17 protein-coding genes are annotated in these 25,055 nt (G+C 68.5%); 11 read left to right on the top strand and 6 right to left on the bottom strand.

Features of this window, described 5'->3' with window-relative positions; genetic code table 11:
- Positions 1-59: 59 nt before the first annotated feature.
- Positions 60-1,178 (top strand): TRAP transporter substrate-binding protein, encoded by a 1,119-nt coding sequence (locus OXU32_05205; GenBank protein MDE0073366.1) that lies wholly within the window; start codon positions 60-62, stop codon positions 1,176-1,178.
- On the opposite strand, the gene OXU32_05200 is transcribed toward OXU32_05205, so the two are convergent.
- Both OXU32_05200 and OXU32_05195 read right to left on the bottom strand, forming a co-directional pair.
- Entirely contained in the window at positions 1,179-2,501 is a 1,323-nt protein-coding gene (locus tag OXU32_05200; GenBank protein MDE0073365.1) for a TRAP transporter large permease subunit, read from the bottom strand.
- A complete protein-coding gene (locus OXU32_05195) occupies positions 2,502-3,086 on the bottom strand; it encodes a TRAP transporter small permease subunit (protein ID MDE0073364.1) in 585 nt (194 codons plus the stop codon).
- A gap of 245 nt (positions 3,087-3,331) precedes the next feature.
- Between OXU32_05195 and OXU32_05190 the strand changes: the two genes are divergently transcribed.
- The 5 genes from OXU32_05190 to OXU32_05170 all read left to right on the top strand — a co-directional run bounded on the left by OXU32_05190 (position 3,332) and on the right by OXU32_05170 (position 8,781).
- Entirely contained in the window at positions 3,332-4,561 is a 1,230-nt protein-coding gene (locus OXU32_05190) for a membrane dipeptidase (GenBank protein MDE0073363.1), read from the top strand.
- Complete coding sequence (locus OXU32_05185) at positions 4,552-5,262, top strand: hypothetical protein (GenBank protein MDE0073362.1); 711 nt, start codon at positions 4,552-4,554, stop codon at positions 5,260-5,262. Before OXU32_05190 ends, OXU32_05185 begins: the two co-directional genes overlap by 10 nt.
- A gap of 112 nt (positions 5,263-5,374) precedes the next feature.
- Positions 5,375-6,808 (top strand): sodium/solute symporter, encoded by a 1,434-nt coding sequence (locus OXU32_05180; GenBank protein MDE0073361.1) that lies wholly within the window; start codon positions 5,375-5,377, stop codon positions 6,806-6,808.
- Positions 6,809-7,109: 301 nt separating this feature from the next.
- A complete protein-coding gene (locus tag OXU32_05175) occupies positions 7,110-8,165 on the top strand; it encodes a proline racemase family protein (GenBank protein ID MDE0073360.1) in 1,056 nt (351 codons plus the stop codon).
- Positions 8,166-8,208: 43 nt separating this feature from the next.
- Positions 8,209-8,781, top strand: coding sequence for an NAD(P)H-dependent oxidoreductase (locus OXU32_05170; GenBank protein ID MDE0073359.1), 573 nt, complete (start codon positions 8,209-8,211; stop codon positions 8,779-8,781).
- A gap of 57 nt (positions 8,782-8,838) precedes the next feature.
- Here OXU32_05170 and OXU32_05165 read toward each other — a convergent pair whose 3' ends face one another.
- The gene (locus OXU32_05165; protein ID MDE0073358.1) at positions 8,839-10,158 is read right to left on the bottom strand and encodes an ArgE/DapE family deacylase; all 1,320 of its coding nucleotides are present in this window, start codon (positions 10,156-10,158) and stop codon (positions 8,839-8,841) included.
- Positions 10,159-10,168: 10 nt separating this feature from the next.
- Positions 10,169-11,395 carry an ATP-binding protein gene (locus OXU32_05160; GenBank protein MDE0073357.1) on the bottom strand — a complete coding sequence of 409 codons (1,227 nt, stop codon included), beginning with the start codon at positions 11,393-11,395 and terminating at the stop codon, positions 10,169-10,171.
- Between the two features lie 384 nt (positions 11,396-11,779).
- Between OXU32_05160 and OXU32_05155 the strand changes: the two genes are divergently transcribed.
- Positions 11,780-12,085, top strand: a complete 306-nt coding sequence (locus tag OXU32_05155) for a hypothetical protein (GenBank protein MDE0073356.1) — start codon at positions 11,780-11,782, stop codon at positions 12,083-12,085.
- 84 nt (positions 12,086-12,169) lie between these two features.
- A complete protein-coding gene (locus OXU32_05150) occupies positions 12,170-14,227 on the top strand; it encodes an Ig-like domain-containing protein (GenBank protein MDE0073355.1) in 2,058 nt (685 codons plus the stop codon).
- Positions 14,228-14,304: 77 nt separating this feature from the next.
- On the opposite strand, the gene OXU32_05145 is transcribed toward OXU32_05150, so the two are convergent.
- Both OXU32_05145 and OXU32_05140 read right to left on the bottom strand, forming a co-directional pair.
- Positions 14,305-15,417, bottom strand: coding sequence for an LptF/LptG family permease (locus OXU32_05145; GenBank protein ID MDE0073354.1), 1,113 nt, complete (start codon positions 15,415-15,417; stop codon positions 14,305-14,307).
- The gene (locus OXU32_05140; GenBank protein MDE0073353.1) at positions 15,414-16,838 is read right to left on the bottom strand and encodes an LptF/LptG family permease; all 1,425 of its coding nucleotides are present in this window, start codon (positions 16,836-16,838) and stop codon (positions 15,414-15,416) included. Before OXU32_05140 ends, OXU32_05145 begins: the two co-directional genes overlap by 4 nt.
- 96 nt (positions 16,839-16,934) lie before the next feature.
- On the opposite strand from OXU32_05140, the gene sprA reads away from it, so the two are divergent.
- The 3 genes from sprA to OXU32_05125 all read left to right on the top strand — a co-directional run bounded on the left by sprA (position 16,935) and on the right by OXU32_05125 (position 24,969).
- A complete protein-coding gene (gene sprA / locus OXU32_05135) occupies positions 16,935-23,027 on the top strand; it encodes a cell surface protein SprA (protein ID MDE0073352.1) in 6,093 nt (2,030 codons plus the stop codon).
- Between the two features lie 125 nt (positions 23,028-23,152).
- Positions 23,153-23,833 carry a helix-hairpin-helix domain-containing protein gene (locus tag OXU32_05130; GenBank protein ID MDE0073351.1) on the top strand — a complete coding sequence of 227 codons (681 nt, stop codon included), beginning with the start codon at positions 23,153-23,155 and terminating at the stop codon, positions 23,831-23,833.
- On the top strand, positions 23,830-24,969 hold the full coding sequence (locus tag OXU32_05125) for a type IV pilus twitching motility protein PilT (GenBank protein ID MDE0073350.1): 1,140 nt from the start codon (positions 23,830-23,832) through the stop codon (positions 24,967-24,969). Before OXU32_05130 ends, OXU32_05125 begins: the two co-directional genes overlap by 4 nt.
- The last annotated feature ends 86 nt before the right edge of the window (positions 24,970-25,055 follow it).

Genomic DNA, 25,055 nt, shown 5'->3' with positions numbered 1-25,055 from the left:
GCGCAGAGATCGCAGCGGCGGATCACGAGGGCGGCAACCTGTCGGAAGCGGGGCCGACCCTGGAGAGAAGGGCGTTCCTCGGCAAGGCGGCCGTCGGAGCCGCGGCGGCCGGGGTGCTGGCCGCGTCGTGCGGCGGCGGGGAGCAGGAAACCGGGGGTGGCGGCGCGCCCGCGGTGATCACCAACCCGAACGTGCGCTGGCGCCTGGCGTCCAGCTATCCGCGCACCGTCGACGCCATCTTCGACACCGCCACCCGCTGCGGCGAGTCGCTCTCGGCGATGACCGACGGGCGCTTCCAGCTTCGCGTCTACGAGGCGAACGAGCTGGTGCCGGCCTTCGAGGTGATGGACGCCGTGCAGCAGGGCACCGTCCAGGTGGGCCACAGCCCGAGCTACTACTACACGGGCAAGGCGCCGGTGCTCGCCTTCGACACCTGCGTTCCCTTCGGCCTCACCTCCCGCCAGCAGCACGCCTGGCTGTACGACGCGGGCGGGCTCGAACTCATCAGCGAGATCTTTTCCGACTTCAACATCATCCCCCTGCCGGCCGGCAACACGGGCGCGCAGATGGGTGGCTGGTTCCGCCGCGAGATCAACACCCCGACGGACCTGAACGGACTCAAGATGCGCATCCCCGGGCTGGGCGCGGAGGTCATGGACCGGCTGGGCGTGACCGTCCAGAACCTCGCCGCGCAGGAGATCTATCCGGCGCTCGAGCGGGGCGCGATCGACGCCACCGAGTGGGTCGGGCCCTACGACGACGAGAAGCTCGGCTTCCAGAACGCCGCCCGCTTCTACTACTACCCCGGCTGGTGGGAGCCGGGGCCCTCGACCACCTTCCAGGTCAACCGGGACGCGTGGAACTCGATTCCCTCCACGTACCAGGAGGCCTTCCGCGTGGCGGTGCGCTCGGCCGCGCACGGCGTCGAGACCACGTACGACTCAAGGAATCCGGCCGCCCTCCGGCGTCTCGTCGAAGGCGGGGTCCAACTGCGCGCCTTCTCTCCCGAGATCATGGAAGTGTCGCGTGTGGCTTCGCAGGAGATCCTGCAGGAGCGGGCCGCCGCCGACGCCACCTACCGGCGCGTGTACGACCACTGGTCGGCGTTCCGCGCGGAGGCGTTCGAGTGGTTCGGCCGCGCGGAGTGGGCCTACGCGAACGCGGCCTTCGGGCAGTAGTTATCGGTTCACCAGCCCCGTGACCATCTCCGGGAAGGTCATGATCAGCACCAGGCCGATGAGCTGGATCACGATGAAGGGGATGACCGCCCGGTACATCTCCGATGTTCGCACTTCGGGTGGAGCCACGCCCCGCAGGTAGAAGAGGGCGAAGCCGAAGGGCGGGGTCAGGAACGAGGTCTGGATGTTCATCCCGATCATCACCCCGAACCAGACCAGATCGATGTCCAGCAGGGCGGCCGCCGGGGCGAGCAGCGGGATGATGATGAAGGCGATCTCGAAGAAGTCGAGGAAGAAGCCCAGCACGAAGATCGCCAGGTTGGCCACGATCAGCAGGCCGATGCGCCCGCCCGGGAGCGTGGTGAGCAGGTGTTCGATCCAGAGGTCGCCGTTGAGGCCGCGGAAGACCAGCGCGAAGGCGGTCGAGCCCACCAGGATGAACATCACCATGGCGGTGAGCGAGGTGGTGTACTCGCTGGCCTCGCGGAGCACCTTCCACGACAGGCGCCGGTTGACGGCCGCCAGCCCGATCGCCCCCACCGCCCCCACCGCTCCCGCTTCGGTGGGCGTGGCGATCCCGGCGAAGATGCTGCCCAGCACGAGCAGGATCAGCACCAGGGGCGGCATCAGCACGGTGAGCACCTGGCGGGCCAGCTTCCACCCCGCGGCATCGCGCACCTCGGGGGGGAGCGCGGGCGCGGACGCGGGGCTCACCTTGGCGACCAGCCCCACGTAGATCGCGTACATTCCGGCCAGCGAGAGCCCCGGGATCAGCGCGCCCAGGAAGAGGTCGCCGACGGAGATACCCAACTGGTCGGCCAGCACGATCAGCACGACGCTGGGCGGGATGATCTGCCCGAGGGTCCCCGACGCCAGGATCACCCCGGTGGAGAGCGTCTTCGAGTAGCCGTAGCGCAGCATGATGGGGAGCGAGATGAGCCCCATCGCCACCACCGACGCTCCCACCACGCCCGTCGCCGCCGCCAGCATCGCGCCCACGAACACCACCGCCAGCGCCAGCCCGCCGCGCAGCGTGCCGAAGAGCTTGCCGATGGTAGTGAGGAGGTCCTCCGCCAGGCGCGACTTCTCCAGCACCACCCCCATGAAGATGAAGAAGGGGATCGCCACCAGCACCAGGTTGGACATCACCCCGAAGATGCGCTGGGGCAGGGCGTACATCAGCCCCCACTCGAAGAGCCCCATGGAGATGCCAATGAAGGCGAAGATGAGGGAGGTGCCGCCCAGCGCGAACGCCACCGGGTATCCCAGGAAGATCATCGCGAAGACGCCGATGAACATCAGCGGCGCAAGGAGGTTCTCCATCTACGCGATTCCTCCGGTTACCCGAGGGCTGTCGGCATCGTCGTCGGATGAACCGTTTCCGGCCATCTTCAGGCCGCGCAGGACACGGAGCTTCTTGATGATCTCCGAGATGCCCTGGACGATGAGGAGCAGGAAGCAGATGAGAATGAATGTTCTGAGCGGATAACGCGGGAGGCCCCCGGGATCGGAGGAGATCTCGCGCACCGCCCAGGAGTTGCGGATCGCGGGCCAGGACAGCCAGAGCGTCACCGCCGAGAACGGGATCATGAGCACGATGGTGCCGAGGAGATCGATCCAGGTGCGGGCCCTGGCCGAGAGCCGGCTGTAGAGGATGTCGACCCGTACGTGCTCGCCCTTGCAGAGCGCCGACGCGGCGGCAAGCAGGAAGAGCAGGCTGAACAGGTACCACTGCAGCTCGAGATACAGGTTCGAGCTCAGCCTGAAGCCGAGATAGCCGCCGATGTAGCGAACGGCCGTGTTGTACGCCGTCACGAGCACCATCAGCAGGCACAGCCACGAAGTCCATCGCCCGATTCGGTTGTTGACCCGGTCGATGGCGCGGGAGAGGCGGGTCCAGCGAGTCACTTCGGAGGGATTCCAGGGGCGAGTGGGATGAGGCGGCCCGCGGGCGTGCGGTATCGCGCGCTTGAAATACGCCCTGCGCAGGGTGTTCGCAATAGCTGGCCGCGCCTTCGCGAATGGCTGGCCCGTTGTCCGTGCAGGCTCCATGTTGTGGGCTTGCGATCCGGTGCCGCCGGACGCGCGGACCTCGCCGGGCACCGTCCCGACAACCACACCCCACTGTTCCGACCCAACCCCCGGGAGCGCTTATGGGCGCCGACAAGGCACACGATGGATACCAGTCCTTTTCGTACCTCGAGCCCGGCCTCGACTACAAACCGTTCAAGCTTGCGGTTCAGGTGGGACGCGTGGAGCCGTACCTGGTGCCGCTCTCGCGGGAAGAAGAGGCGCGGGCCGAGAGGCTTGCCTCCGAGCTGGTGATGATCTCGCTGCACGAGCACGCGGGGGTCTTCCCGCGGGATGTGCGCGAGACCCCGGCGTACGTGCGCGCGGGGCGGATGGCGACCGCGTTCGAGGGCCTGGGGCACTCGTGCTGGGATGCCGTCTTCGACAACCTGCTCGACGGCATCTGCACCATCCTTTCGCACGGGGGCTGGAAGTGGAACGACGTGCTCCACGACTTCGGTATGCGGCTGTGCGACCTGGCGCACCAGGACTTCCTCATCCACTGCCTGGGGGTGGGCGACATCCTGCGGGCGCACCAGCAGGGGAAGGTCGGGTGGATCGCGTCGATGGAAGGCGCGGCCATGATCGAGAACGAACTCGACCGCATCGACCTGCTCTTCGGGTTCGGGGTGCGTGCGCTCGGGATCACCTACAGTGAGGCCAACGCGCTGGGGTCGGGGCTGAAGGAGCCCGGCGACGGGGGCCTGACGATGTTCGGGCGGCGCGCGGTCGCGCGCATGAACAAGCTGGGGATGCTGATCGACTGCTCGCACTGCGGCGACCGGACGACCCTGGATACCATCGAGTGGAGCGAGCATCCCATCGTGCTCTCGCACATCGGTGCCCGGGCGCTGTGGGAGTCGAACCGGCTGGCGCCCGACGACGTGCTGGAGGCGTGCGCGGACAAGGGGGGCGTGATCGGCATCGAGGCGGCGCCGCACACCACCCTCACGCGCAACAACACGGTGCACGGGATCGAGGCCTTCATGGAGCACTTCGAGTACGTGAAGGCGCTGGTGGGCATCGACCATGTGAGCTTCGGCCCCGATTCCGTCTACGGCGACCACGTGGGGCTGCACCACGTCTACGCGGCCAACCTGTCGATCAAGGAGTCGCGCTCGGCGGCGGCTCGCGAAGGCCCGAAGAAGAATCCGCCGTTCGACGAGGTGGAGTACGTGAAGGGGGTGGAGAACCCCACGGAGGCGTCGCACAACATCCTGCGCTGGCTGGTGCGGGAGGGCTATTCTGACGAGGACATCGGCAAGGTGATGGGGGGCAACACCATGCGGGTGCTGCGGGAGGTATGGCCCTGAGGGGGGGACCAGCTGTTGCGGCGCTGCTGGTTGCCGGGGCGGTGAGCGCGGGGCCGGCGGCGGGCCAGGAGGGCGGGCAGGTGATCCGGGTGGCGGTGTCGGCCGATGCGCGCGAGACCGGAGCCGCGCTCGTCTCGATGAACTACCGGCTGGAGCTGGATCCCGGGACGAGTGCCCTCCCGTTCACGCTGCTTCTGTTTGCACCCGCGCATGTGGAGGAGATCTCGGCGCAGGTGGAGGGAGAAGTCGTGCCGGTCCGTCTGACGGGCACCGGGGCGCCCCGGCTGGAGGGCGAAATCGAGCTTCCGAACGCACTGGCGTCCGCGGGACAGGTGTCGCTGGATGTGGCGTACCGGGTGACGGACGCCGTGCGCGAGGATGGCGCGGGCGTGCGCGTCGCGCTGCCCATGCTCGCGGTCGACTGGGCGCCGGCAGAGGCACGTCCGGGCATGTTCCAGGCGGAAGTGACGCTCCCCGAGGGGATGGTGGCGCGCGAGATCTTCCCCGTGACGCCAGGCGGAGGTACGGCCCCCGGGGTGGCGCGGGCCAGCCTCCAGGTGCTGCCCGCGGTGGTGCAGGTGCGCGCTCGTCCCGAAGGAAGCCTCGGCCTGTCGTTGCCGGGGGTTCTGGAGCTGCTGGTGCTGGTCGTCGTGATCGCGTGCGGAATGGCCGGGTTGCGCTTCGTGAGGAGGGCACGGTGAGGGCGGTCGTGGACGCGGGCTTCGTCTTCTGGGGACTCTTCCTGGTCTCCGCGCTGATCGTTGTCGGCTATCTGGCCTGGATGTACCTGGAGGACCGGAAGGAGAGGCGCCGGTGAACGTCCAGCTCTCCACTTTCCTGCTCTACTTCGTGGTCGTGTTCGCGATCGGCTGGTACGCGCTCAGGGCCACGCGCAGCGAGGCCGACTACTGGATCGCGGGCGGGAAGCTGGGCTGGCTGGTGGGCGGGGCGACCATGGCCGCCACCCACACCAGCGCGGGCACCTTCGTCGGTACCATCGGGGTGATGTACGTGGCGGGGTGGTCGTTCGGGTGGCTCGTGCTGGCCCTCCCGCTCGCCTACTGGTTCATGGCGGCGGTGCTCGCGCCGCGCTTCACGCGCGTGAAACAGCTCACGCTGCCCGCCTTCATCGAGACGCGCTACTACTCGAAGGGCGTGCGCGCCCTGGCGGCGGTCATCATCCTCATCGCCACGGTGGTGTACGTCCAGGCGCAGATCGTCGCGGGCGGGCTGATCGCCAACATCGTCTTCGGCGTGCCCGTAAGCTGGGGGATGGTGGGGTTCACGGCGATACTGCTGGCCTACACGGTGATCGGCGGGATGATCGCCGTCGTGTACACGGACCTCCTGCAGCTCATCATCATGGTGCTGGGCGCCATCTGCGCGGTGCCGCTGGCCATCCGGCAGGTGGGCGGGGTGGAGCCGCTCTTCACCTATGTGGAGGCGGTGAACCCGCTGACCTTCAGCTGGGAGGCGATGCCCGCCCTGCTGCTCTTCACCATGGGGCTCTCGTTCCTGCTGGGCGGGGTGGCGACCCCGGAGAAGCTGATCCGCCTCTACGCCATGCGCGACATGCGCACCATCCGCCGGGGCATTCTGCTCACCATCATCGCGGTGACCACGCTGAACCTGCTGGTGTTCGTGCTCTCGCTGGCGGCGGTGGTGCTCTTCCCCAACCTCCCGACCGGCGACCTGGCCATGCCGATGCTCGCCACGGCGGTGCTCCCGGCGACGCTGGGCGCGATCCTGCTGGCGGCCATCACGGCGGCCATGATGTCTACGGTGGACTCCCTCCTGCTGGTCGCGGGGTCCGCGCTCTCCTACGACATCTACCAGGGGCTCTTCCGACCCGACGCCCCGCCGGGCCGCCGGCTGTGGGTGGACCGGGTGGGCATCCTGGTGGTGGGGACCATCCCGGTGGTGCTGCTTCTCAGCGGGGTGGGGGAGGGCGAGCTGGTCCAGTTCATCGTGCTGCTCTTCACCGCGCTGATGGCGTCGAGCTTTTTCATCCCGGTCGTGGTGGGGGTCTACTGGCGGCGGGCGACCCGGGAAGGGGCAGCCGCCGCCATGGTAGGCGGCGTGACCACCGCGCTCGCTTGGGAGGGGTGGGGGCCGGCGGACGCGATCGACCCGGTGCTGCCGGGCTTCCTGGTTTCGGCGTTCCTGATGGTGGTGGTGAGCCTGCTCACGCCGCCCCCGCCCGCGAGCGCGACCGATCCCTACATGTCACCGCCCGGCAAGACCTGACCAGGTCCCGGGAAGTTTGGGCCGCACGCGAGCACAGGACTGGCAGGGACCCGTTGCTTCTCTGCCTTGGCGCCCCTCTGCAACGTGTTGCAAATCAGATTGTGCAACAAATTGTTGCTTTCTTGGTTTTGCAATAAATCGTTGCATTTTCAGTCTTGCAACTGCTGGCAGAGGGTCCGGCGGGCGAGTCTACAGCGAGCTGCGCACGCCATCGCCACGATTGGCAATTGGCGCCGCTATCCCTTAAGAATCCCCCCCTTAAGAATACCCGACCTCACCACCTGAAATCACGGAATGGCACATGCGCGTATCGAAGATGGTGACCGCGGTCGATGCCCACGCCGGCGGCGAGCCCGGCAGGGTCATCGTCGGCGGCGTGATGGACGTCCCGGGCAACTCGATGTTCGAGAAAGCGCAATGGCTGGAGCGCCACGGCGATGGCCTGCGCCGGCGCATGCTGCGCGAACCGCGCGGATACCCGGCGCTCTGCTGCAACGTCATCCTGCCGCCCACACGTCCGGAAGCGGACGCCGGCTACGTCATCATGGAGCACACCGAATACCCGCCCATGTCCGGGAGCAACACCATCTGCGTGGCGACCGTGCTCATCGAGACGGGGATGGTGCCCTCGCAGGAGCCGGTGACGGAGCTGCTGCTGGAGTCGCCGGCCGGGCTCATCCGGGTGCGCGCGGAGGTCAGCGGGGGCAAGGTCACCAGCGTCACTTTCCGCAACGTGCCCGCCTTCGCGGTCCACTTGGACGCGGTGGTGGACCTGCCCGGATTCGGCGAGGTCACGGTGGATGTGGGGTTCGGGGGGATGTTCTACGTGATCGCCGATGCCGAGCAGCTCGGCATCGAACTCGTGCCCGAGAACGGCGGGCAGATCACGCGGGTGGGCGAGATGCTGCGGGTGGCCGCTTCCGAGCAGCTCTCCGTCGTGCATCCTCTGACTCCGGAGATCGGCGGCGTATCGATTTCACAGCTCTCCGGGCCTCCCCTCGGCGATGCCCACCGGCGCAACGCGGTCACGGTCTCCACGGGCAGGCCGAGCTGGGACCGGCCGGAGAGCTGGAAGGGCTGCCTGGACCGCTCCCCGTGCGGCACCGGCACCTGCGCGAAGATGGCGGTGATGCACGCGAAGGGGGAACTGGTGCTTGGCGAAGAGTTCCGACACGAGAGCATCATCGGCACCGTGTGGACGGGCGAGCTGATCGAGGAGACCGAGGTGGGTGGAATCCCCGCGGTCGTGCCCACCCTGAGCGGCACCGCGTGGATCACCGGAATCGCCCAATACGTCGTCGACGACACCGACCCCTTCCCGGAGGGGTTCACGGTGGGGGACATCTGGGCGGAGTAAGACATTCGACCCCGAAATCCTGCATCCGGCCGGAGGCCGCCTCATGAACGACCCGCTGCGAATCCCCGTACTCGTGGGCTCCGTGCGCAGGGGCCGCCAGTCGATCAAGGTGGCGCGATTCGCCAGCGACCGGCTGCGGCGCGCCGGGGCCGAGGCCCCACTTCTCGACCTTGCCGACTTCGACCTCCCGATCATGGAGGAGCGGCTCTACCGTCGAGACGATCCGCCGCCCGGACTGGTCCCGTTCTCGGAAGCGATCCGCGAGGCTGACGCCGTGGTGATCGTCAGTCCCGAGTACAATGGCTCCATGCCCGGGGTTCTCAAGAACGCGCTCGACTACATCTATGGCGAGTGGGAGCGGAAGCCGGTGGGGATCGTCACGCTCTCGGCTGGCGCGTTCGGCGGTGTCCAGGTCCACAACCATCTGCAGCTCCTCTTCCTTCGCCTCAAGGCCCTCCCGGTGGCGCACATGGCCGTCACGACCGTGGGCCGAAGCTTCGGCGACGACGGGACGCCGCGAGAGGAGAGGTACGAGAAGGCGTTCGCCGGCTTCATCGAGACCCTCGAATGGTACACGAGGGCGATCGGGGCGGCGATCGATCTGGAGAAGGGCTGAGCGACACCGAATCGGTCGGCGCCAGCCGGTGAAGCCCGAGCGTCGGCTTCCGGGCTGTCAGCCCCCGTGCCCGCAGAAACGCAGCGCCGTCAGGGCGAGGGTTCGCGTGACGGTTTCGAGTTCGGAGATCGGCACCCATTCGTCTGGACGATGGGCGTTGCGCACGTCCCCGGGGCCGAACATCACCGTGGGGGTGTGTCCCACGTTCACCAGCAGTTGCATGTCGGCCCCGTAGGGCATCCCCTCGATGCGGGGCTCGCGTCCCTCGATGTCCCGGAAGGCGTCCGCGACCGTGCGCACGATCGGGTCCGATGGATCCGTGGCCGCCGGATGGAACTGCCCGCCCCACCACTCCACCTCCGGCGGATATCGTTCCAGCCAGGGGTCCGATCGCGCCGCGGCGGCGACCGCCTCCTCGAACATCGCCTGCGCCTCGGTGGGTTCTTCCCCCACGGCCACGCCGTAACGGCCCTCGAAGCAGAGGCTCTCCGGCACGTTCGAGGCCCACTCACCCGCTCGTACCGTTCCCACGCAGAGGGGGAAGGGCACCTCGTAGTGGGCGAAGAGCGGGTCCGCTACCCCTGAGTTGCGCCGCGCCTCGAGCGCCTGCAGTGCCCGGTAGATGGGGATGAAGCCGTCGATGGCGCTGACGCCCTCGGTGCGCAGGGCACCGTGTGCGGAGCGTCCCCTGACGTGGATGCGGAAGTTGAGGGCGCCTCCCTGCGCGGGCGCGAGGGAAAGGCGGGTGGGTTCGATGACCACTGCGCCGTCGGCGGTGTAGCCGCGCTGGATGGCGGCCAGGGTGCCCGCGCCTCCGTCTTCCTCGGCGATCACGCTCTGGAGCAGGAGCTGCCCGTCCAGTTCCACCCCGGCGTCCGCGATCGCTCGGGCCGCGTACAGCCCGCAGCAGAGCGCCCCCTTCATGTCCAGCGCGCCGCGGCCCACCAGGTTGCCGTCGCGGATGGTGCCCTGCCAGGGAGGGACCGTCCACCGGGACACGTCTCCCGCGGGAACGACGTCGATGTGGCCGTTGAGGATGAGCGAACGGCCGGAGCTTCGGCTGCCCCGCCGATCGATGCCCCTGAGCGAGCCGTCCCCGCCCCCGAGCGACCCCACCACCCCCAGCGATCGTCCGCGCTCGATCTCGATGCTGAAGCGGGGGTGCCTGGCCAACTCTTCGAAGTCGATCGCCCAGACGTCCACGTTCATGCCCGCCTGAGCCATCCATCCCGCCATCCGTTCCTGCGCGGGCGTCTCCCGGCCCTGGTCGGTGGGAATCGCCACCAGCCGCGAGATGGTGTCGAGCAGCCCGTCCATGTCGATGGCGGCCAGCACGCGGGCTTCGGTGGGGGTGAGGTCGGCGGTGGGTGGGGTCATGGGATGCCTCTCAACTCCACAGCGCACCCGTCGGCACGGCGAACAGCCCATCACCGAACGCCGTGGTGTGATCTCCGTCGTAGAGCAGGACACCCATGCGGAATCGCTTCCCGGCAACTCGGCGGAAACGTTTCAGGCCGAGAAAGTCCCTGGACGTGAGCGTCGCGCCCGCCTTGACCTCCACGGCGAAGCAGCCCCCGGATGCGCTCTCGACCACGATGTCCACCTCGACCTTGTCCTTGTCACGATAGTGATGGAACGTGACCGGGTCTTCCAGCCACAGCGCCTGCTTCCGGAGTTCGTTGTAGACGAAGGACTCGAGCAGCGCACCGAAGTCCGCCGGACGGGCGAGAAGCCTGCGCCGTGTCATCCCTCGCAACGCGCACGTCATGCCGGTGTCGACGGCGTGCATCTTGGGCGTCTTGACCAGCCGTTTGAACTCGTTCGAGTGCCAGGCCGGCAGGCGCTCGACCAGGAAGAGTTGCTCCAGAAGGGCGAAGTACCTTCCGGCCGTCAGCCGATTCAGGCCGAGCCGTCCTCCGAGTTCGGTGAGATTGACCAGTTGTCCCGAAAGCACGGCAACGAGCTGCAGCAGCCTGGGCATCGCTTCGAGGTGCTCGATCCGTGCCAGATCGTCCAGATCCCTTTGGACCAGCGTGTTCGCGTATTGTTGGTACCACGCCTGGATGCGTCGCTCGCTGCCTCGCAACAGTGGTTCCGGAAAGCAGCCCGTGACGACGCGGTTTGCCAGATGGTTCCGGATCCTGAGTTCCCGCGCTGCCGGCGTCTCGCCTCGCAGGAGCTTTCGGAGAAAGGACGGCTCCCGTCCGGCGATCTCGCATTCGGACAGGGTAGCCAGGCGGACCGCCTCCATTCTTCCTACCAGCGCGTCGGAGACGATGGGCAGCACCAGCGCGTTAGCTGAACCCGTCAGGAGGAATCGGCCGGCGGTTCGCCGCTCGTCGATTGCCTGCTTGATCGCCAGCAGAGTTTCGGGAACGCGCTGCACTTCATCGAGCGCGATCCTCTTCGGGGGGAGGTTGCGGATGAAGCCCAACGGGTCGGCGCGCGCCACCTCAACCTGAGCCGAATCGTCGAAGGTGATGTATTCCCAGCTCTCGTCGATGAGACGCCTGACCAGGGTGGTCTTGCCCACCTGCCGGGCACCGAGAAGGAAGACGGCCGGCGTGTCGGCGAGTGCCTCCCCGACAAGACGCGCGGTGTAGCGTGGGAACATGGCAGTGCATCCGCCGGCTGGCCTGGCACCCCGGCGCGACGGTCTCCTGCCAGTCGCGGCGGGCGTGGCTTCGAGAGCGGAATCTAGCAGCGTCCAATCGTTATGGGAATAGCGTCTAATCGTTACTGACACAGCGTCCAATCGTTATTGGCATAGCGTCCAATCGTCAGTCGAAGGACGTCACTCGCCCTGCGCCACCAGCCACGCCTGCGAGGCATCATGCTTGACCTGAGGAGGCTGGCCGGCGAACCTGCACCGGAGCCGAACGTGGTGTCGTGGATTGCGAGCCTGGAACGGCGAATCGGGCACCCGCGACGGCGACCATCTCGATAGCGCGGCAGTCGGCACTGGAGAACGTCGATCCGGCTCCATCAGGGGCAAGCGATGACCAGGTACTTGTGGCTGATGCTGCTCGTGGCTGGCTGTGGCCCGTCAACGCCAGCGCGCGGCGATGGTCTTGAAGGCATCGTTCCTGCTGGCACGGTGCAGCGTGTCGAGGTCACGCCGGACGAGGCGGCGGCGATCCGGGGACGCACCATATACGCCGGCGCGTTCATGCGGTATCACGCGTTCGTCAGCGAGACCGACACAGTCGAGTTCTGGCAAGACGGCAGGCTCCTGGCGACGATAGACGGTGAGGGCGTCATCACGTACACCCCGGTGATCCTGATCGACGGCGACGGGTGGTGACAGGCCCTCGGACTCTTTCCGCACCTCACCCGCGCGCGCTATTCTGACGGCTGAAGGATGTCGTGCCCGCAGCAAGGAGGTCCCATGCGTTCTTTCAGGCTCATTCTCCCGGCAGCCGTCGTCCTGACGGCGCCCGCGCTCCCGTCGGCGGTGGAGTTGGCCGCCCAGACTCCGGAACCCGATCCCACCGTGGTCACGCGGCTGGAGGCCGAGCCCGCCGAGCTTTCGCTCAGGGTGGGGGACGTCGTGCCGCTGGTGGTGACCGCCTACGACGCCGCGGGCGCGGCGGTGGACATTCCGATCCGGGTGAGCGCGCCGCGGCGGGCGCTGCGCATTCGTGACGGGAACATCGAGGCCTTCGAGGCCGGCCAGTACGACGTGCAGGCGATGGTGGTGATGCCCGCCAGCGGAGCGCCGGTGGCCCAGCTCACGATTCCGGTGGTGGTGGATTGGCCGGAGGTGGCGACCGTCGAGGTGCAGGCGGGTGGCGACCTGCTGTACGCCGGCACGACGGTGCGCTACGCGGCTACCGCCCGGCACGCGGACGGGTCGCCGCGCCCGACCGCCGAGGTCGCCTGGTCGGTATCCGACACCGAGGTGGCCTCGGTGGACGCTTTCGGCAATGTCACCGCCCACCGCCCCGGCCCCGTCACCGTGACGGCCATGGTGGAGGGGGTGCGGGGTTCGGTCGAGCGCACCGTGGAGGCCTTCCCGGCCACGTCCGTCCAGCTCGCCGGCGGCGGAGGCGACCTCCTCACCGGCGACGTGGTGCAGTTCACCGCCTCCGTGCTGGACGACGCCGGCAACGAGGTGCCGGGCGCCCCGGTCACCTGGTCGCTCGCCTACATGCCCGACGACAGCATCGTGGCGCCCGCCGGGCCGGGGCAGGTCGACGACGGCCGTTTCGTGGCCGACTGGCCGGGGCTCTATACCGTGGTTGCGACCGCCGGCCATCTGTCGGCGCGCGAATCGGTGCGGGTAAGCCGGCGGGGCGCCGTTCAGGAGCTCGAAATCGTGGGGCAGGGGCGCGAGTCACGCGTCTTCACCACCGACCTGTGGATCTGGGAAGGGGTCGACGGGCGCGACTATGCGCTAACGGGTTCCAAAATGGGGAACGGCGTCACCTTCGTGTGGGACGTCACCGACCCGGCCAACATCGTCAAGACCGATTCCATCATCGTCGACGCGCGCACTACCAACGACGTGAAGGCGTCCCCCAACGGCCGCTACGGAGTAATCTCGCGCGAAGGCGCCTCCAACCGCCGCAACGGCGTCGTGATTCTCGACCTGGCCAACCCCGCCCACCCCACCATCGCCTCAACCTGGGACGAGGGCGTGACCGGCGGCGTGCACAACATGTTCGCTACCAACGAGCACCTCTTCGTCCTGTCTGCGGGCGACAAGTACATCATCCTGGACATGGCGGACATCTACAACCCGCGCTACGTGGGCGAATACGACCATCCGGACAGCCGCGTGCACGACGTGTGGGTGCACGACGGCATCGCCTACTCGGCGGAGTGGGAGAACGGCATCGTGGTCGTCGACGTGGGCAACGGGCGCTGGGGCGGCTCCCCCGAGAACCCCGTCTTCGTGACCAACATCCCGCTTCCCTCGGGTCAGACGCACGCCGTGTTCCCCTACCTGCAGGAGTCCACGGGCAAGTTCTATCTCATCGCCGGCGACGAGATCGTCGGCCGCGAGGGGCTCGCCTGGGCGGGAACCGGCCCCGATCACCGAATCCAGTACGACCCCGAGACGGGCAGGGGCGGCTATCCGCGCGCCACCGCGGGCTACATCCAGATCGTGGACTTCACCGATCCCGAATCACCCGAGATGGTGGCCCGTTACGAGGTGTCCGAGTTCGGCACCCACAACATGTGGGTCGAGGACGACATCCTCTATGAAGCCTACTACGAGGGCGGCCTCCGCATGGTGGACATCTCCGGCGACCTGATGGGGAACCTCTATACCCAGGGACGCGAGATCTCGGTCTTCAAGGCGCACGATCCGCTCGGCTACATCCCCAACGCGCCGGCGGCGTGGGGCGTGATGCCTTGGAAGGGCAACGTCTTCTTCGCCGACATCAACTCGGGGCTGTGGTCGGTCAAGATCCTGCCGAAGGAGCGCCCGGTCAGCTGAATGTGCCGGGCCCGTTTGCGGCCCGGAGGCACATCCGCCAGCCCCGGGGGGGACCCAACCCTTCCGGGGCTGCTTGTCTACGTTCGCACCCGAACCATCAGAAACGCGCCCATCGCCAGGAACACCGCGTTGGGGGTCCAGGCCGCGATGGTGGGTGACAGGACACCCGCGCCCGCCGCCGCGCCCAGGACCCGGAAGAGAATCAGGTACAGGGTGATGGAGGCGATCGACACGCCGGCGCCGTAGGCCGCGCTGCCGCGCTGGGACGAGGTCCCCAGGGGCAGGCCGAAGAGGACCATGATGAAGGTGGCGAGGGCGAGAGCGCCGCGCTGTTCGCGCTCGACGAGGTACTCGGAGGCGCTGCCCCCGCTGCGCTCGATGATCCCCACCTGCCGGTCGATGTCCGCGCGCGTCATCTGGGCCAGGCGGTCGTTCTGGGCGTCGGACATGCGGTTGCCGGTGCGGGATGCCTCGAGCAGTTCATCGGGCCGTTCCGAGAACCCGCGCGTCTTCATGCTGCCGAACTGATAGGTCTGTTCGCGGGCATCCGGGAGCAGGCGGCGCATGTATCCGTCGCTGAATGTCCAGCCCGATTGGTCGTTGAAGTACGCGCGGTCCGCGACCGCGTGCAGGGAGGGTCCCGTGCCCGGCGCCGCGGTGACCGGGCGGTGTTCCAGCACGACATCCTGCAGCTCCCCGGCCATCACGGTCAGGCGGCGCACCGACAGGCTGTGCCCGTCCTCGGTCTGGTACACGAAGTTGATGCGCCAGTCGCGGCTGAAGTTGCGTTCCTCGAGGATGTCGAAGGCGGCGCGATTGGCGCGGGGCACGATGTCGCTGATGTAGAACGAGACCCCGGCGAGCGCGACGCCCAGGGCCAGCGCCGGCACCGCAAGGCGATGGAAGGAGACGCCGCCCGCCTTGGCGGCCACGATCTCCCGGTGCACGGTCATGGCGTGAATCGTGAAGACCGCCGCGATGAGCGTCGCCATCGGGAAGGACCAGAACACGAACTGCAGCATCTGGAATCCGTAGGCCCGGAAGACGTCCACCATCGGGAGCCCGCGGTCGAGGTATTCGTCGATGTTCTCGGTAAGGTCGCCGACCACGAAAAGGAGCGGCACGGCGGCCACGAAGGCCACGAATATGCGCAGGAAGCTGGCGGCGACCAGCCGGTCGAGGAGCCTCATGCGTCCGCGCTCCTCCTCACCCGGTTCGCCAGCAGTTGCCGGATGACGCCCCGGCCCGAATCCCGTGGCGCGGACACGGCGCGTCCCATGCGCGAGGACAGCCACACGCCGGCGGCCAGGAAGATGACGTTGGAGATCCACATCGCCACATTCGGCTCCAGGCGGCCCCGGTCGGCGAGCGACTCACCTCCGATCAGGGTCGTCCAGTAGATGGCGAAGATGGCGCCGGAGAGGACAATCACGGTACCGAGCCCGCCCCGGGGGAAGCGGATCGCGAGCGGGGCCCCCACGAGCACGAAGATGAAGCAGGCGGTTGCGATCGCCCACTTCTTGTGCCACTCCACCCGGTAGCGGTTCACATTGAGCAGCAGTCCCTCCTCGCGCACGGCGTTGGTGCGCAGGTTGGCGGTGACCGCCTCGGTGAGCTGGTCCGGCGGGGTCAGGCCCAGGTCGCCGATGATGCGGCGCTGGCTTTCGAGCGCGCCTGGGGGCAGCAGATCGTCGATCTCTTCGCCTTCCACCGCCTCGAGTCCCAGAGCTTCGCGCAGCGCGCCACGGGAGCGCCCCAGGCTCGCGCGCCGCACTTCAGCCAGCTCTTCGCGGGCCTTGCGCACCTCCTCCGCCAGCATGGCCGTGGACATCTCGCGGTCGCCGCGCTGCTCGCTGTCGCTGCGTTCCAGCACGTCCGCGACGCCGCGCATGGGGATGATCTGCCGGGCGAAGGCCAGTTGCCGGAAGCCGGACGGCCGCACGTCGCTCACCTCGTAGGCATTGCCGTCGAAGAGGGTCAGAAAGAGATCGGTGCCGCTCTCGTCGAACGCCATCGTGCCCCGGTTGGCATAGATGGTGCGATATTGGTCGTATTCGCTAACGTCGAAGATGGTGACATCCTCGAGCTCGTTGGTAAGCGGGTCGATGCTGTGCGCCTGCAGGAAGTAGCGAGTGGCGCCGTTCACGGCCTGGATCTCGTTGATCACCTGCTCGCGCAGGCGGAACGTGGGGCTCTTTCCCTGGACGTCGACCATGAGGTTCTTGAGACGATGATTGGACTCCGGGAGCACCCGGTCGTGCAGCACGAAGACCACGCCGGCCGTGATCGTGCCCGCGGCGAGCATCGGAACCAGAACGCGGGCGGGGCGCACGCCGCCCGCGGACATCGCGGTGATCTCGTTGGCTTCCGCCAGCTCCGAGAAGGCGTAGAGCACGGCAACCAGCACGGACATGGGAATGGTGAGCGCGAGCGTGTGGGGGAGCGAGAGAAGCATGAACTCGGCATAGACCTGCCACGGCAGTCCCTTGCCCATCAGCGCGCCCATCCGCAGGGCGACCAGGTTGAGAAAGAAGAGGCCGGTGAGCACGGTGAGCGAGAAGAAGAACGGCGCCACGTGCGCCCGGATCAGATAACGCGTGAGTATGTTCATCCGTAGCCGGTTGCGGGTTGGGCGTTGAGCGAGCCTCCCTCAACTCGCACCGTACACCGGCAGCGTGTCCGTGGTCCCGGTGGGATGGGTTGGCGGATGGCCGCGATGCTTCCGGCGCTCGGGCTCCTCGTGCCGGCGGCCGCCGCCCCCCAGGCCGCCCCCGGCCCGGACGCCGTGGACTGGCGGGGGCTCTTTCCGCCGCCGCCCCAGCTCGCCTCCACGCCTCTCCCTCCGCCGGTGCTGGCCTCCCTCGGGCTGGCGCGCGTCCCGCTGCTCTTCCCGGTCGCCTTCGATCCCGTGCCGGGCGCCGGCTCGCCATGGTTCCGGCCCGCCGTGCTCGGGCAACCGGGCCCCGGCGCCGCGTCCCTCCTGCGGCCGGGCGCTGTGCTCGCGGGCCGCATCACCCGCCCCTCCCCGGAAGCGGACCCGGCGGATGCCGGTCCGGTGGGTTTCCTTCCCGAACTCCCTCCCGAGCCGGAGGCCGTCGCCATCCCCGGGGCCGGGCCGATCGAGTTGCGGGGGCTGGACGCGCGCATCCGGGGGAGGGCCGAGTTCGGGGGCGACTGGACCCGCTTCCGTCCCTGCGATGCCGGCATCCAGCTGGGGTGCCAGCCCGGACTTCTGCCCCGGCTCGTGCCTGAACTCCAGTTCGGAGTCCAGATGGGTGGCACCATCTCGGAGCGGATCGTGGTGAACGTCGATTACGACCAGACCCGCGAGTTCTCGGCCACCAACAACATCAACGTCTTCTATGAGGGCGTGGAGGACGAGATTCTCCAGGGCGTCGAGGTCGGGGACGTGACCTTCGGGCTGCCCGATTCGCGCTTCCTCACCGAGGGCATTCCGGCCGGCAACTTCGGGTTGCGGGCCACCGGCCAGCTGGGCCCGGTGGACTTCGAGACCGTGTTCGCGCAACAGCGGGGCGACCTGTCCTCGCGGGAGTTCCGCCTGGCGGGAGCGGGCACCGACCGCGCCTTCGTGCAGGAGGACACCATCGTGGTCGACAATGCCGACTACGTGCGCGGCCAGTTCTTCTTCCTCGCCGACCCGCGCAACCTCTTCGACTACCCGCACATCGACGTCCTTGGGGCGGATCCCAGCACGGTACCCTCCTCCGCCATCCCGGGCGCGGAACCGATTCAGCTCTACCGCTTCGAGAACGACCCCGTCACCCGCCAGCAGGTGGAGGGCTATATCCAGGCCGACGCCTCGGCCACGCTCGGGGACGACACGGTGACGGAATCAGGGTGGTTCCGCTACTTGCAGGCGGGGGTCGACTACTTCGTCCATCCGAGCGGCCTGTGGATCGCGCTCCGCAGCCCGCTGCGCCGCGACGAGATGCTGGCGGTCACCTATGTCACCGCGGCCGGCGACACCATCGGCGACTACAACCCGGAGCGCATTCACAACGAGGGGGGACGTCCCCGCCTTTCGCTGCTGCGCGCATCGGAGCCCAACCACCAGCCGGGCCGGCCCACCTGGGACCTGGAGATGCACCAGGTCTACCGGGTATCGGGCTCGAATGACGTGGAGATCCCGTCGGTATCGCTCGACATCTCCGTCGGCGAGCTGAGCGCCGGAAGAACCTTCACCCGCGGCCTCGCCGGAGAGGACATCACCTACCTGAAGCTGCTCGGGCTCGACGAGGAGTCTCCCGTCGATGTCATCGACCGTGCCTACGTCTACAAGCCCGCCGCCGACGACTTCGAGGAACAGCCCGCGGTTTCCGGCACCTTCATCATCTTCCCGACCCTCAGGCCCTTCGCCGAGCCACCGCCGATATACTCGCTGGGGCTCTCCGCCGAAGAGACCTCCGAGATCCTTGCGGGGGACGCCAACCCGGAGATCTACGACGCAGTCGATCCCTACGAGCGTGAGAACGCCGGGCTCTACTGGCTCACCATTCCCTTCCGCGTGCGCAGCGAGGGGCTCATCTCGTCCTTCTCGCTGGGTGCGCTGGGCATCCGCGACGGCAGCGAGCGGCTGTTCTTCGGAGACCGCGCGCTCGAGGCGCGCACCGACTACGTCATCGACTACGACATGGGACAGGTGCAGCTGCTCGACGCGGAGAATCTCTTCGCCAGCGACCCGCAGGGGGACCTGCGCGCCACCTGGGAGCAGCAGGCGCTCTTTCAGATCGCTCCGACCTCGGTCTTCGGCATGAACGCCAGCACCGCGCTCGGGGATGCGGGAGAGCTCAACTTCCTCGGGCTGTACCAGCGCGAGAGGGGGCTCCTGCGCCGGCCCCAGCTTGGCGTCGAGCCGGCTTCGATCGTTCTGGGTGGCCTGAACGGACGCATGGACCTGGAACTGCCGGCCCTGGACCGGGCGCTGGACCGGATCCCCGGGCTGGCGCACTCGGGCATCTCGCGGCTGAGCGTGAACGGGGAGATGGCGCTCTCTCTGCCGAGCCCGAACACCGCGGGCGACGTCTACCTGCACGACTTCGATTCCACGAGCGACCTTCCGCTCTCCAGCCTGAGCACGGGCTGGCGGCTGGGAAGCGCGCCGCAGTTTCGCGACGGCGCGCTCGAGGCCCTTCCGCCGGAGCTCGGCGCCGGCGACATCGCCTCCCTCCAGTGGCAGCATACCTGGATTACCGAAGGGGCAAGCGGCGATAGCACGGGCGTCTTCGAGGGCTTTCTCCCCCGCAACGACATCGACCGGCAGATCAACTTTGCGGGCAACGAGTTCCGCGAACCCGGGCTGCTGCTCACCTTCGGGGTCGGCGACGGCGCCGCCGGGGGACGGTTCGACCGCAGGCGCTGGCGCTCGATCACCGCCAATCTCGCGAGCACCGGCCTCGACCTGACCCGGACCGAGTTTCTGGATCTGTACATCGCGGGGGGTGAGGAACTTACCCTCGTCTTCGACCTGGGGACGGTGAGCGAGGATGCGCTGTTCGTGGACGCCAACGGGCTCACCGGCGGGACCCGCGAGGGCGGAAACACGTGGGGACTCGGTGCGCTCGACCAGGAAGCCGACCCGCGCCAGGGCGAGATATGGAACGACGAGCTTGACCAGCGCGGGCTGTGGGACGAGGCGTGCCTGGCGACCCGGGCGGTCGTCTACCGCATCGGCGACCCCAGGGTCAACTGCACCCGGGGCAACGGACGTCCGGACTCGGAAGACCTGGACGGGGACGGCAATCTGGACATCGACGAGCGCTACATGCGCTACCTGGTGGAGCTCGACGGATCCTCCCCCTACCTGGTGCGCGACACCATCGAGACCGGAACCCAGTTCCGCCTTTACCGGATTCCGCTGCGCGGGCCGCAGGCGATCAATCCCGGCGGGATCTTCACCGACGGCGATTTTCGCGCCGTCAAGCACCTGCGTCTCACGATCACCGGCAACGGCGACGGCGCGGCCGTGCTGGCGCGCATGCGCCTGGTGGGCTCGCGCTGGGTGAAGCGCGCGGGCGAGGGGGTGCTCACCGGAATGACCGGCGATGACCCGGGGACGGGAGGCGCCATCGAGGTGAGCCCGGTGGGCGCGGTGGAGGTGGGTGCCGCCTACCATCCGCCGCCCGGCGTCGTGGAACAGCTCGACGATCCCGTCAGCGCCTTGGGGGCGCAGGGCGTGGAGTTCAGCGAGAAGGCGCTCGGCATCACCTACAGGGGGCTTCCCCCCGGGGAGAGGGCGGAGGTCTATCACCGCTTTCCCCAGCGTCCCAGGAACTTCCTCACCTACAGGCAGGCGCGCATCTGGGCACTGGCGCGCCGAGGCGACTGGGGGATGGGCCGTCCTGTGTATTTCTTCCTGAAGGTCGGGAGCGACGAGGACAACTTCTATCTCTACCGCACACCGCTGGAACCGGCTGTGGATCCCGACGGAACCCGGGCCGAGGACTGGCTCCCGGAGGTTCTGGTGGACTTCGACCGCTGGCTCGAATTGCGCAGCGAGGCGGAGCAGCGGCTCATCGAGGATCCGCCGACCGCGGGCGCGCCGGCGCTGGTGGTCTGGAGCGCCGACTCGACCTACGCGGTGGTGCTTCAGGGCCGGGCGCGCGCCCCCAATCTCTCGCAGGTGCGCGAGCTGTCGCTGGGCGTCTGGAACGAGGGCGACTTCCCCGACGACGGCGAAGTGTGGATCAATGATTTCCGTCTCTCCAGGGCCGTCACCGACCGCGGACTTGCCAGCCACCTGAACGTGGACCTGAACGCGTCCGACTTCATGACCACGCGCATCTCGGTCTCCGACCGGGGCGCCCTGTTCCGCCAGTTGGAAGGCGATCCCAGCTACCAGCGCGACCAGCAGTGGACGGCGAACTCGACGCTGCAGCTGAGCCGCTTCACCCCCGCGTCCTGGGGAATCGAGCTGCCGCTGACCGTTTCGCATACCACCTCCGGCCAGGATCCCACCTTCCTGCTGAGGAGCGATATCCGCGCCGACCGGCTCGAGGGGCTGCGCAAGGTCGCCTTCGACCGAACCCGCGTCGGGCTGTCGTTCCGCAAACGGACGCCCTCCAGCAACCCGCTGGCGGCGATCTTCCTGGACGGGCTGAGCGCGCGCGCCGGGTACTCGTCGTCGCAGTCGGCGACCGCCACCTCGGACTCGGATTCGCGGGTGGTGGACGCGCGGGTGGGCTACGACCGGGCGCTGGAGCCGCGCACCCTGCCGGTGGTTCCGGGCTTTCTGGGTGGTGTGGTGCGTGCCCTGCTTCCGGAATCGCTGGAGGAGCGGGTGCTGGCGAGCCGTCTGCGCTGGAGCCCGGAGCGGATCGGGTTCGGGGCATCCTACGCCAACCAGCGCAACCAGACCTATCGCTACGAGCAGATCCTGCGCCTGCCCGGCGACTCCGCCGCGACCCGCACCCGGTCTCCCCGGAGAGGCGTGGATACGGATGCGCGCATCATCTTTCGGCCTTTTCAGTCCGTGACCGCGACCACCGACTTCACTTCCACCCGCGATCTGCTGGCTCCGGAACTCGCGGTCAGGGATCCGGCGGTGCGGCCGCTGCTGGCGCGGGAGCGGTGGTCACCGGGGGGCATCGATCTGGGCTGGGAGACCAATCGCCGGGTTCGCACCAACATGCGCTGGGGACCCCGACCCGCCGACTGGCTGCAGTGGACGCTGACCTGGACGACCACCTACAGTTCCGACCGCAACGCCACCCTCGTGCGGCGCCAGGTGGCGGAGGCGGACACGCTGCGCGACCTCCAGCGCAACGTGGGCGGACAGCGGAGCGCGAGCGCTTCCGTCATCTTCGACCCGGGGACGCTCGCCCGGGGCGGCCCGCCCAGGCCGGGCGTGTCCGACGCTGCGCCCCAGGGGACGATGCGCCGTCTCGCCGGCGCGCTCTCGCCCATTACGGTCAACTGGCAGGACGGCCTCACCTCGCGCTTCAACCGCGAGGTGCTGGACCCGGATGTGCGGTATCAGTTCGGGCTGAGCGATCTTGACGGCTTCCGGGTGGTGGACGGGGCCACCGCGGCCACGCTCGTGGACCGGAACGGCTGGGCCACGGGTTCGGGGGTCACGCTCCTGCCGGGAATCACCGCGAGCGTGGACTACTCGGTCACCGACATCGCCACCTTCGACACGCGCAGCGACCGCGCGGCGAATACCCGCAGCTGGCCCAACATCGTCCTGAGGGCGTCGTCGATTCCGTTGCCGTCGTTCATGCAGCCGGTGGTCGAGCGCCTCACCGTGAACTCGGGATACCGGGTCGACACCCGCCGACTCTCCTTCGGCACGGGAACCCAGCAGCAGCGGCTGCAGGAGGACGCAACCATCCCGCTCGACGTGTCGGTGCGCTGGGGAGGCGGCTTTTCGGCCAGCTACCGGACCACCATGACCCGCGGCGAAGGCACCGATCCCACGGGCGACACCCGCCGTCGCCGAAACACCCACGTCTTCACCATGAGCGGCAGCTTCACGCCTCCGGGCGAACTGGGAGCGCGGCTGGAACGGCCGATCCAGGCTTCTCTGCGCTACAATCAGGCGGGGCAGAGCGACTGTCGCATCACCTCCGGCAACGACGAGTGCGTGCCCTTCGTGGACCAGAGCAACGCCACCTTCAACCTCACGCTGGACACCGTCGTTTCCGAGCTGCAGGTCGGCTTTCAGGCCAGCTACACCAACCGCCAGTCGAACATCGGCCAGCGGCTGGGTTCGACCCAGTTCCAGATCGGCCTCTGGGGCCAGTTCGTGTACAACGCGGGAGCCTTCGCGGGACTTCCCTGAGGATGGCCGCAGCGGGCCTGCGGCTGCATTCGGCGATCCGCTCCCGGAACGGGTGACGCGCGTTCGAGGAAAGAAGGTCCCAAACCGCCATTCCTTCGCCCCCGCCGTGGAATGATCGTCGTATCATGACACGCGACGAATCACGCACCCTGGCGATCACGGCCGGCGTCCTCTTTCTGGCGGGCGCCGCGCGGGCGGGGCTGGAAGCGGTGCGGCCTCCCCTCGCCCTCGAGGCCGACACCGTTTCGGCCGACGCGCTGGCCGCGGATTCGCGCGAGATGGTCGACGAGCAGGAGCGGCGGTCGGCCCCGCTTGCCCAGGGTGAGCGCCTGGACCCGAACACGGCGAGCGAAGAGGAGCTCGACCGGCTGCCCGGCATCGGGCCGGCGGCGGCCCGGGCAATCGTGGAATCACGGAGCGCGGAGGGTCCCTTCGGGGATGTCGGGGCGCTCACGCGGGTGCGCGGCATCGGGCCGGCGACGATCGAGCGGCTCGCGCCGCACCTGACTCTGGAGGCGGGCGGTGGAGGAAGGCGCGTGCGCGGGGTGGTCACGGCAAAGCCGCGGCCGGTCCGGAACGCCGCTTCGTCTGCGAACCATCAGGTGGCGCCCGCCATCGACCTCAACCGTGCCACCTCCGAGGAGCTCGAGCAGGTGCGTGGCATCGGTCCCGCGCTCGCGGCGCGAATCATCGCGCGCCGTGACGAAGTGGGTGGTTTCGGGCGGGTGGAAGACCTGATCGAGGTGCGCGGGATCGGGCCGGCAACGCTCGAATCCATGCGCGGCCGCTTCTTCGTGCGACAATGACGGACACGACTGCGGCCTTACCGGTACCCGCCTCGGACCCGTTTGAGGACGGGCGCGGCTTCCCGCCCACGCTGCGTGCGCTGCTGGCGGAGATGGTGGAAAGGGACGCTTCCGACCTGCACGTCACGGCCGGAATCCCGCCCAGGCTTCGCATCGATGGCGAGCTTGCCGACGCGCGCCGCGGCGGCGCGCTTGGTCCGCAAGAGGCGGCGGAGCTGGTGGATTCGGTGCTCACGCAGGCTCGGAGAGAGCAGCTTGCAGCGGGGGGCGAGGTCGATTTCGCATTCAATCTGCCGGACATCGCGCGCTTTCGCTGCAGTTGCCATCGCCAGCGGGGCCAGCCGGCCATGGCCTTGCGCAGAATCCCCCACGAGATCCCCAGGCTGGAGGACCTGCGCCTTCCGGGCGTGGTGCGCCGCCTGGTGGAGCGGCCCCACGGCCTCGTGCTGGTCACCGGGCCTACCGGTTCCGGGAAGTCGACGACCCTGGCCGCCATGCTCAGCCGGATCAACGAGACCCGGAAGGGCCATATCGTCACCATCGAAGACCCGGTGGAGTTCGTTCATCCGTCCAGGGGCTGCGTCGTAAGCCAGCGCGAGGTGGGTTCCGACACGATGAGCTTCGCGGCCGCTCTGAAGTCGGCGACCCGGCAGGATCCGGATGTCATCCTCATCGGCGAGATGCGGGATCCCGAGACCATCTCGGCGGCGCTGACCATTGCGGAAACCGGGCACCTGGTGCTGGCGACGCTGCACACCAATTCGGCCGCGGCCTCGGTGCACCGCATCATCGACGTCTTCGCGTCGGGACGGCAGGCGCAGGTGCGTGCCCAGTTGGCCCTGGTGCTGGAGGGGGTGGTGACCCAGAACCTGCTGCAGCGGGCGCGTGGGCGCGGGCGCGTTGCGGCGTGCGAGGTGCTCATCTGCACACCGGCGGTGCGCGCCGCCATCCGCGACCGCAAGGTCCACCAGATTCCCTCGATGATGCAGGCGGGGAGAAAGCACGGCATGCAGACCATGAACGATGCACTGCGCCAGCTCCGCATGCGCGGAGAGGTGTCCACGGAGGCCGCGACGAGGTGTTCCCCGGATCCCGCGGAGCTGCTCCGGTCGCTCGGCGACCCGCGGCTCTCCTAGCGGCCCGTGGGAGAACTCCCGGCGTTTGAGCGGGCGGGCAGATCCCGAGCGGTCTCCCTCTCGCAACGGCGCCCGGGTGCCGGAGC

The organism is Gammaproteobacteria bacterium, from assembly GCA_028819075.1.
Lineage (GTDB): Bacteria > Gemmatimonadota > Gemmatimonadetes > Longimicrobiales > Gaopeijiaceae > BD2-11.
The sequence above is the reverse complement of the archived record's forward strand: the minus strand, read 5'-3'. Positions and strand labels throughout refer to the sequence as shown.

What these genes read in the sequence shown, in the direction of transcription:
- OXU32_05200 (MDE0073365.1), bottom strand. Translation starts at nt 2,501, where the DNA reads ATGGAGAACCTCCTTGCGCCGCTGATGTTCATCGGCGTCTTCGCGATG.
- OXU32_05190 (MDE0073363.1), top strand. Translation starts at nt 3,332, where the DNA reads ATGGGCGCCGACAAGGCACACGATGGATACCAGTCCTTTTCGTACCTC.
- OXU32_05185 (MDE0073362.1), top strand. Translation starts at nt 4,552, where the DNA reads ATGGCCCTGAGGGGGGGACCAGCTGTTGCGGCGCTGCTGGTTGCCGGG.
- OXU32_05175 (MDE0073360.1), top strand. Translation starts at nt 7,110, where the DNA reads ATGCGCGTATCGAAGATGGTGACCGCGGTCGATGCCCACGCCGGCGGC.
- OXU32_05170 (MDE0073359.1), top strand. Translation starts at nt 8,209, where the DNA reads ATGAACGACCCGCTGCGAATCCCCGTACTCGTGGGCTCCGTGCGCAGG.
- OXU32_05165 (MDE0073358.1), bottom strand. Translation starts at nt 10,158, where the DNA reads ATGACCCCACCCACCGCCGACCTCACCCCCACCGAAGCCCGCGTGCTG.
- OXU32_05160 (MDE0073357.1), bottom strand. Translation starts at nt 11,395, where the DNA reads ATGTTCCCACGCTACACCGCGCGTCTTGTCGGGGAGGCACTCGCCGAC.
- OXU32_05155 (MDE0073356.1), top strand. Translation starts at nt 11,780, where the DNA reads ATGACCAGGTACTTGTGGCTGATGCTGCTCGTGGCTGGCTGTGGCCCG.
- OXU32_05150 (MDE0073355.1), top strand. Translation starts at nt 12,170, where the DNA reads ATGCGTTCTTTCAGGCTCATTCTCCCGGCAGCCGTCGTCCTGACGGCG.
- OXU32_05145 (MDE0073354.1), bottom strand. Translation starts at nt 15,417, where the DNA reads ATGAGGCTCCTCGACCGGCTGGTCGCCGCCAGCTTCCTGCGCATATTC.
- OXU32_05140 (MDE0073353.1), bottom strand. Translation starts at nt 16,838, where the DNA reads ATGAACATACTCACGCGTTATCTGATCCGGGCGCACGTGGCGCCGTTC.
- sprA (MDE0073352.1), top strand. Translation starts at nt 16,935, where the DNA reads ATGGCCGCGATGCTTCCGGCGCTCGGGCTCCTCGTGCCGGCGGCCGCC.
- OXU32_05130 (MDE0073351.1), top strand. Translation starts at nt 23,153, where the DNA reads ATGACACGCGACGAATCACGCACCCTGGCGATCACGGCCGGCGTCCTC.
- OXU32_05125 (MDE0073350.1), top strand. Translation starts at nt 23,830, where the DNA reads ATGACGGACACGACTGCGGCCTTACCGGTACCCGCCTCGGACCCGTTT.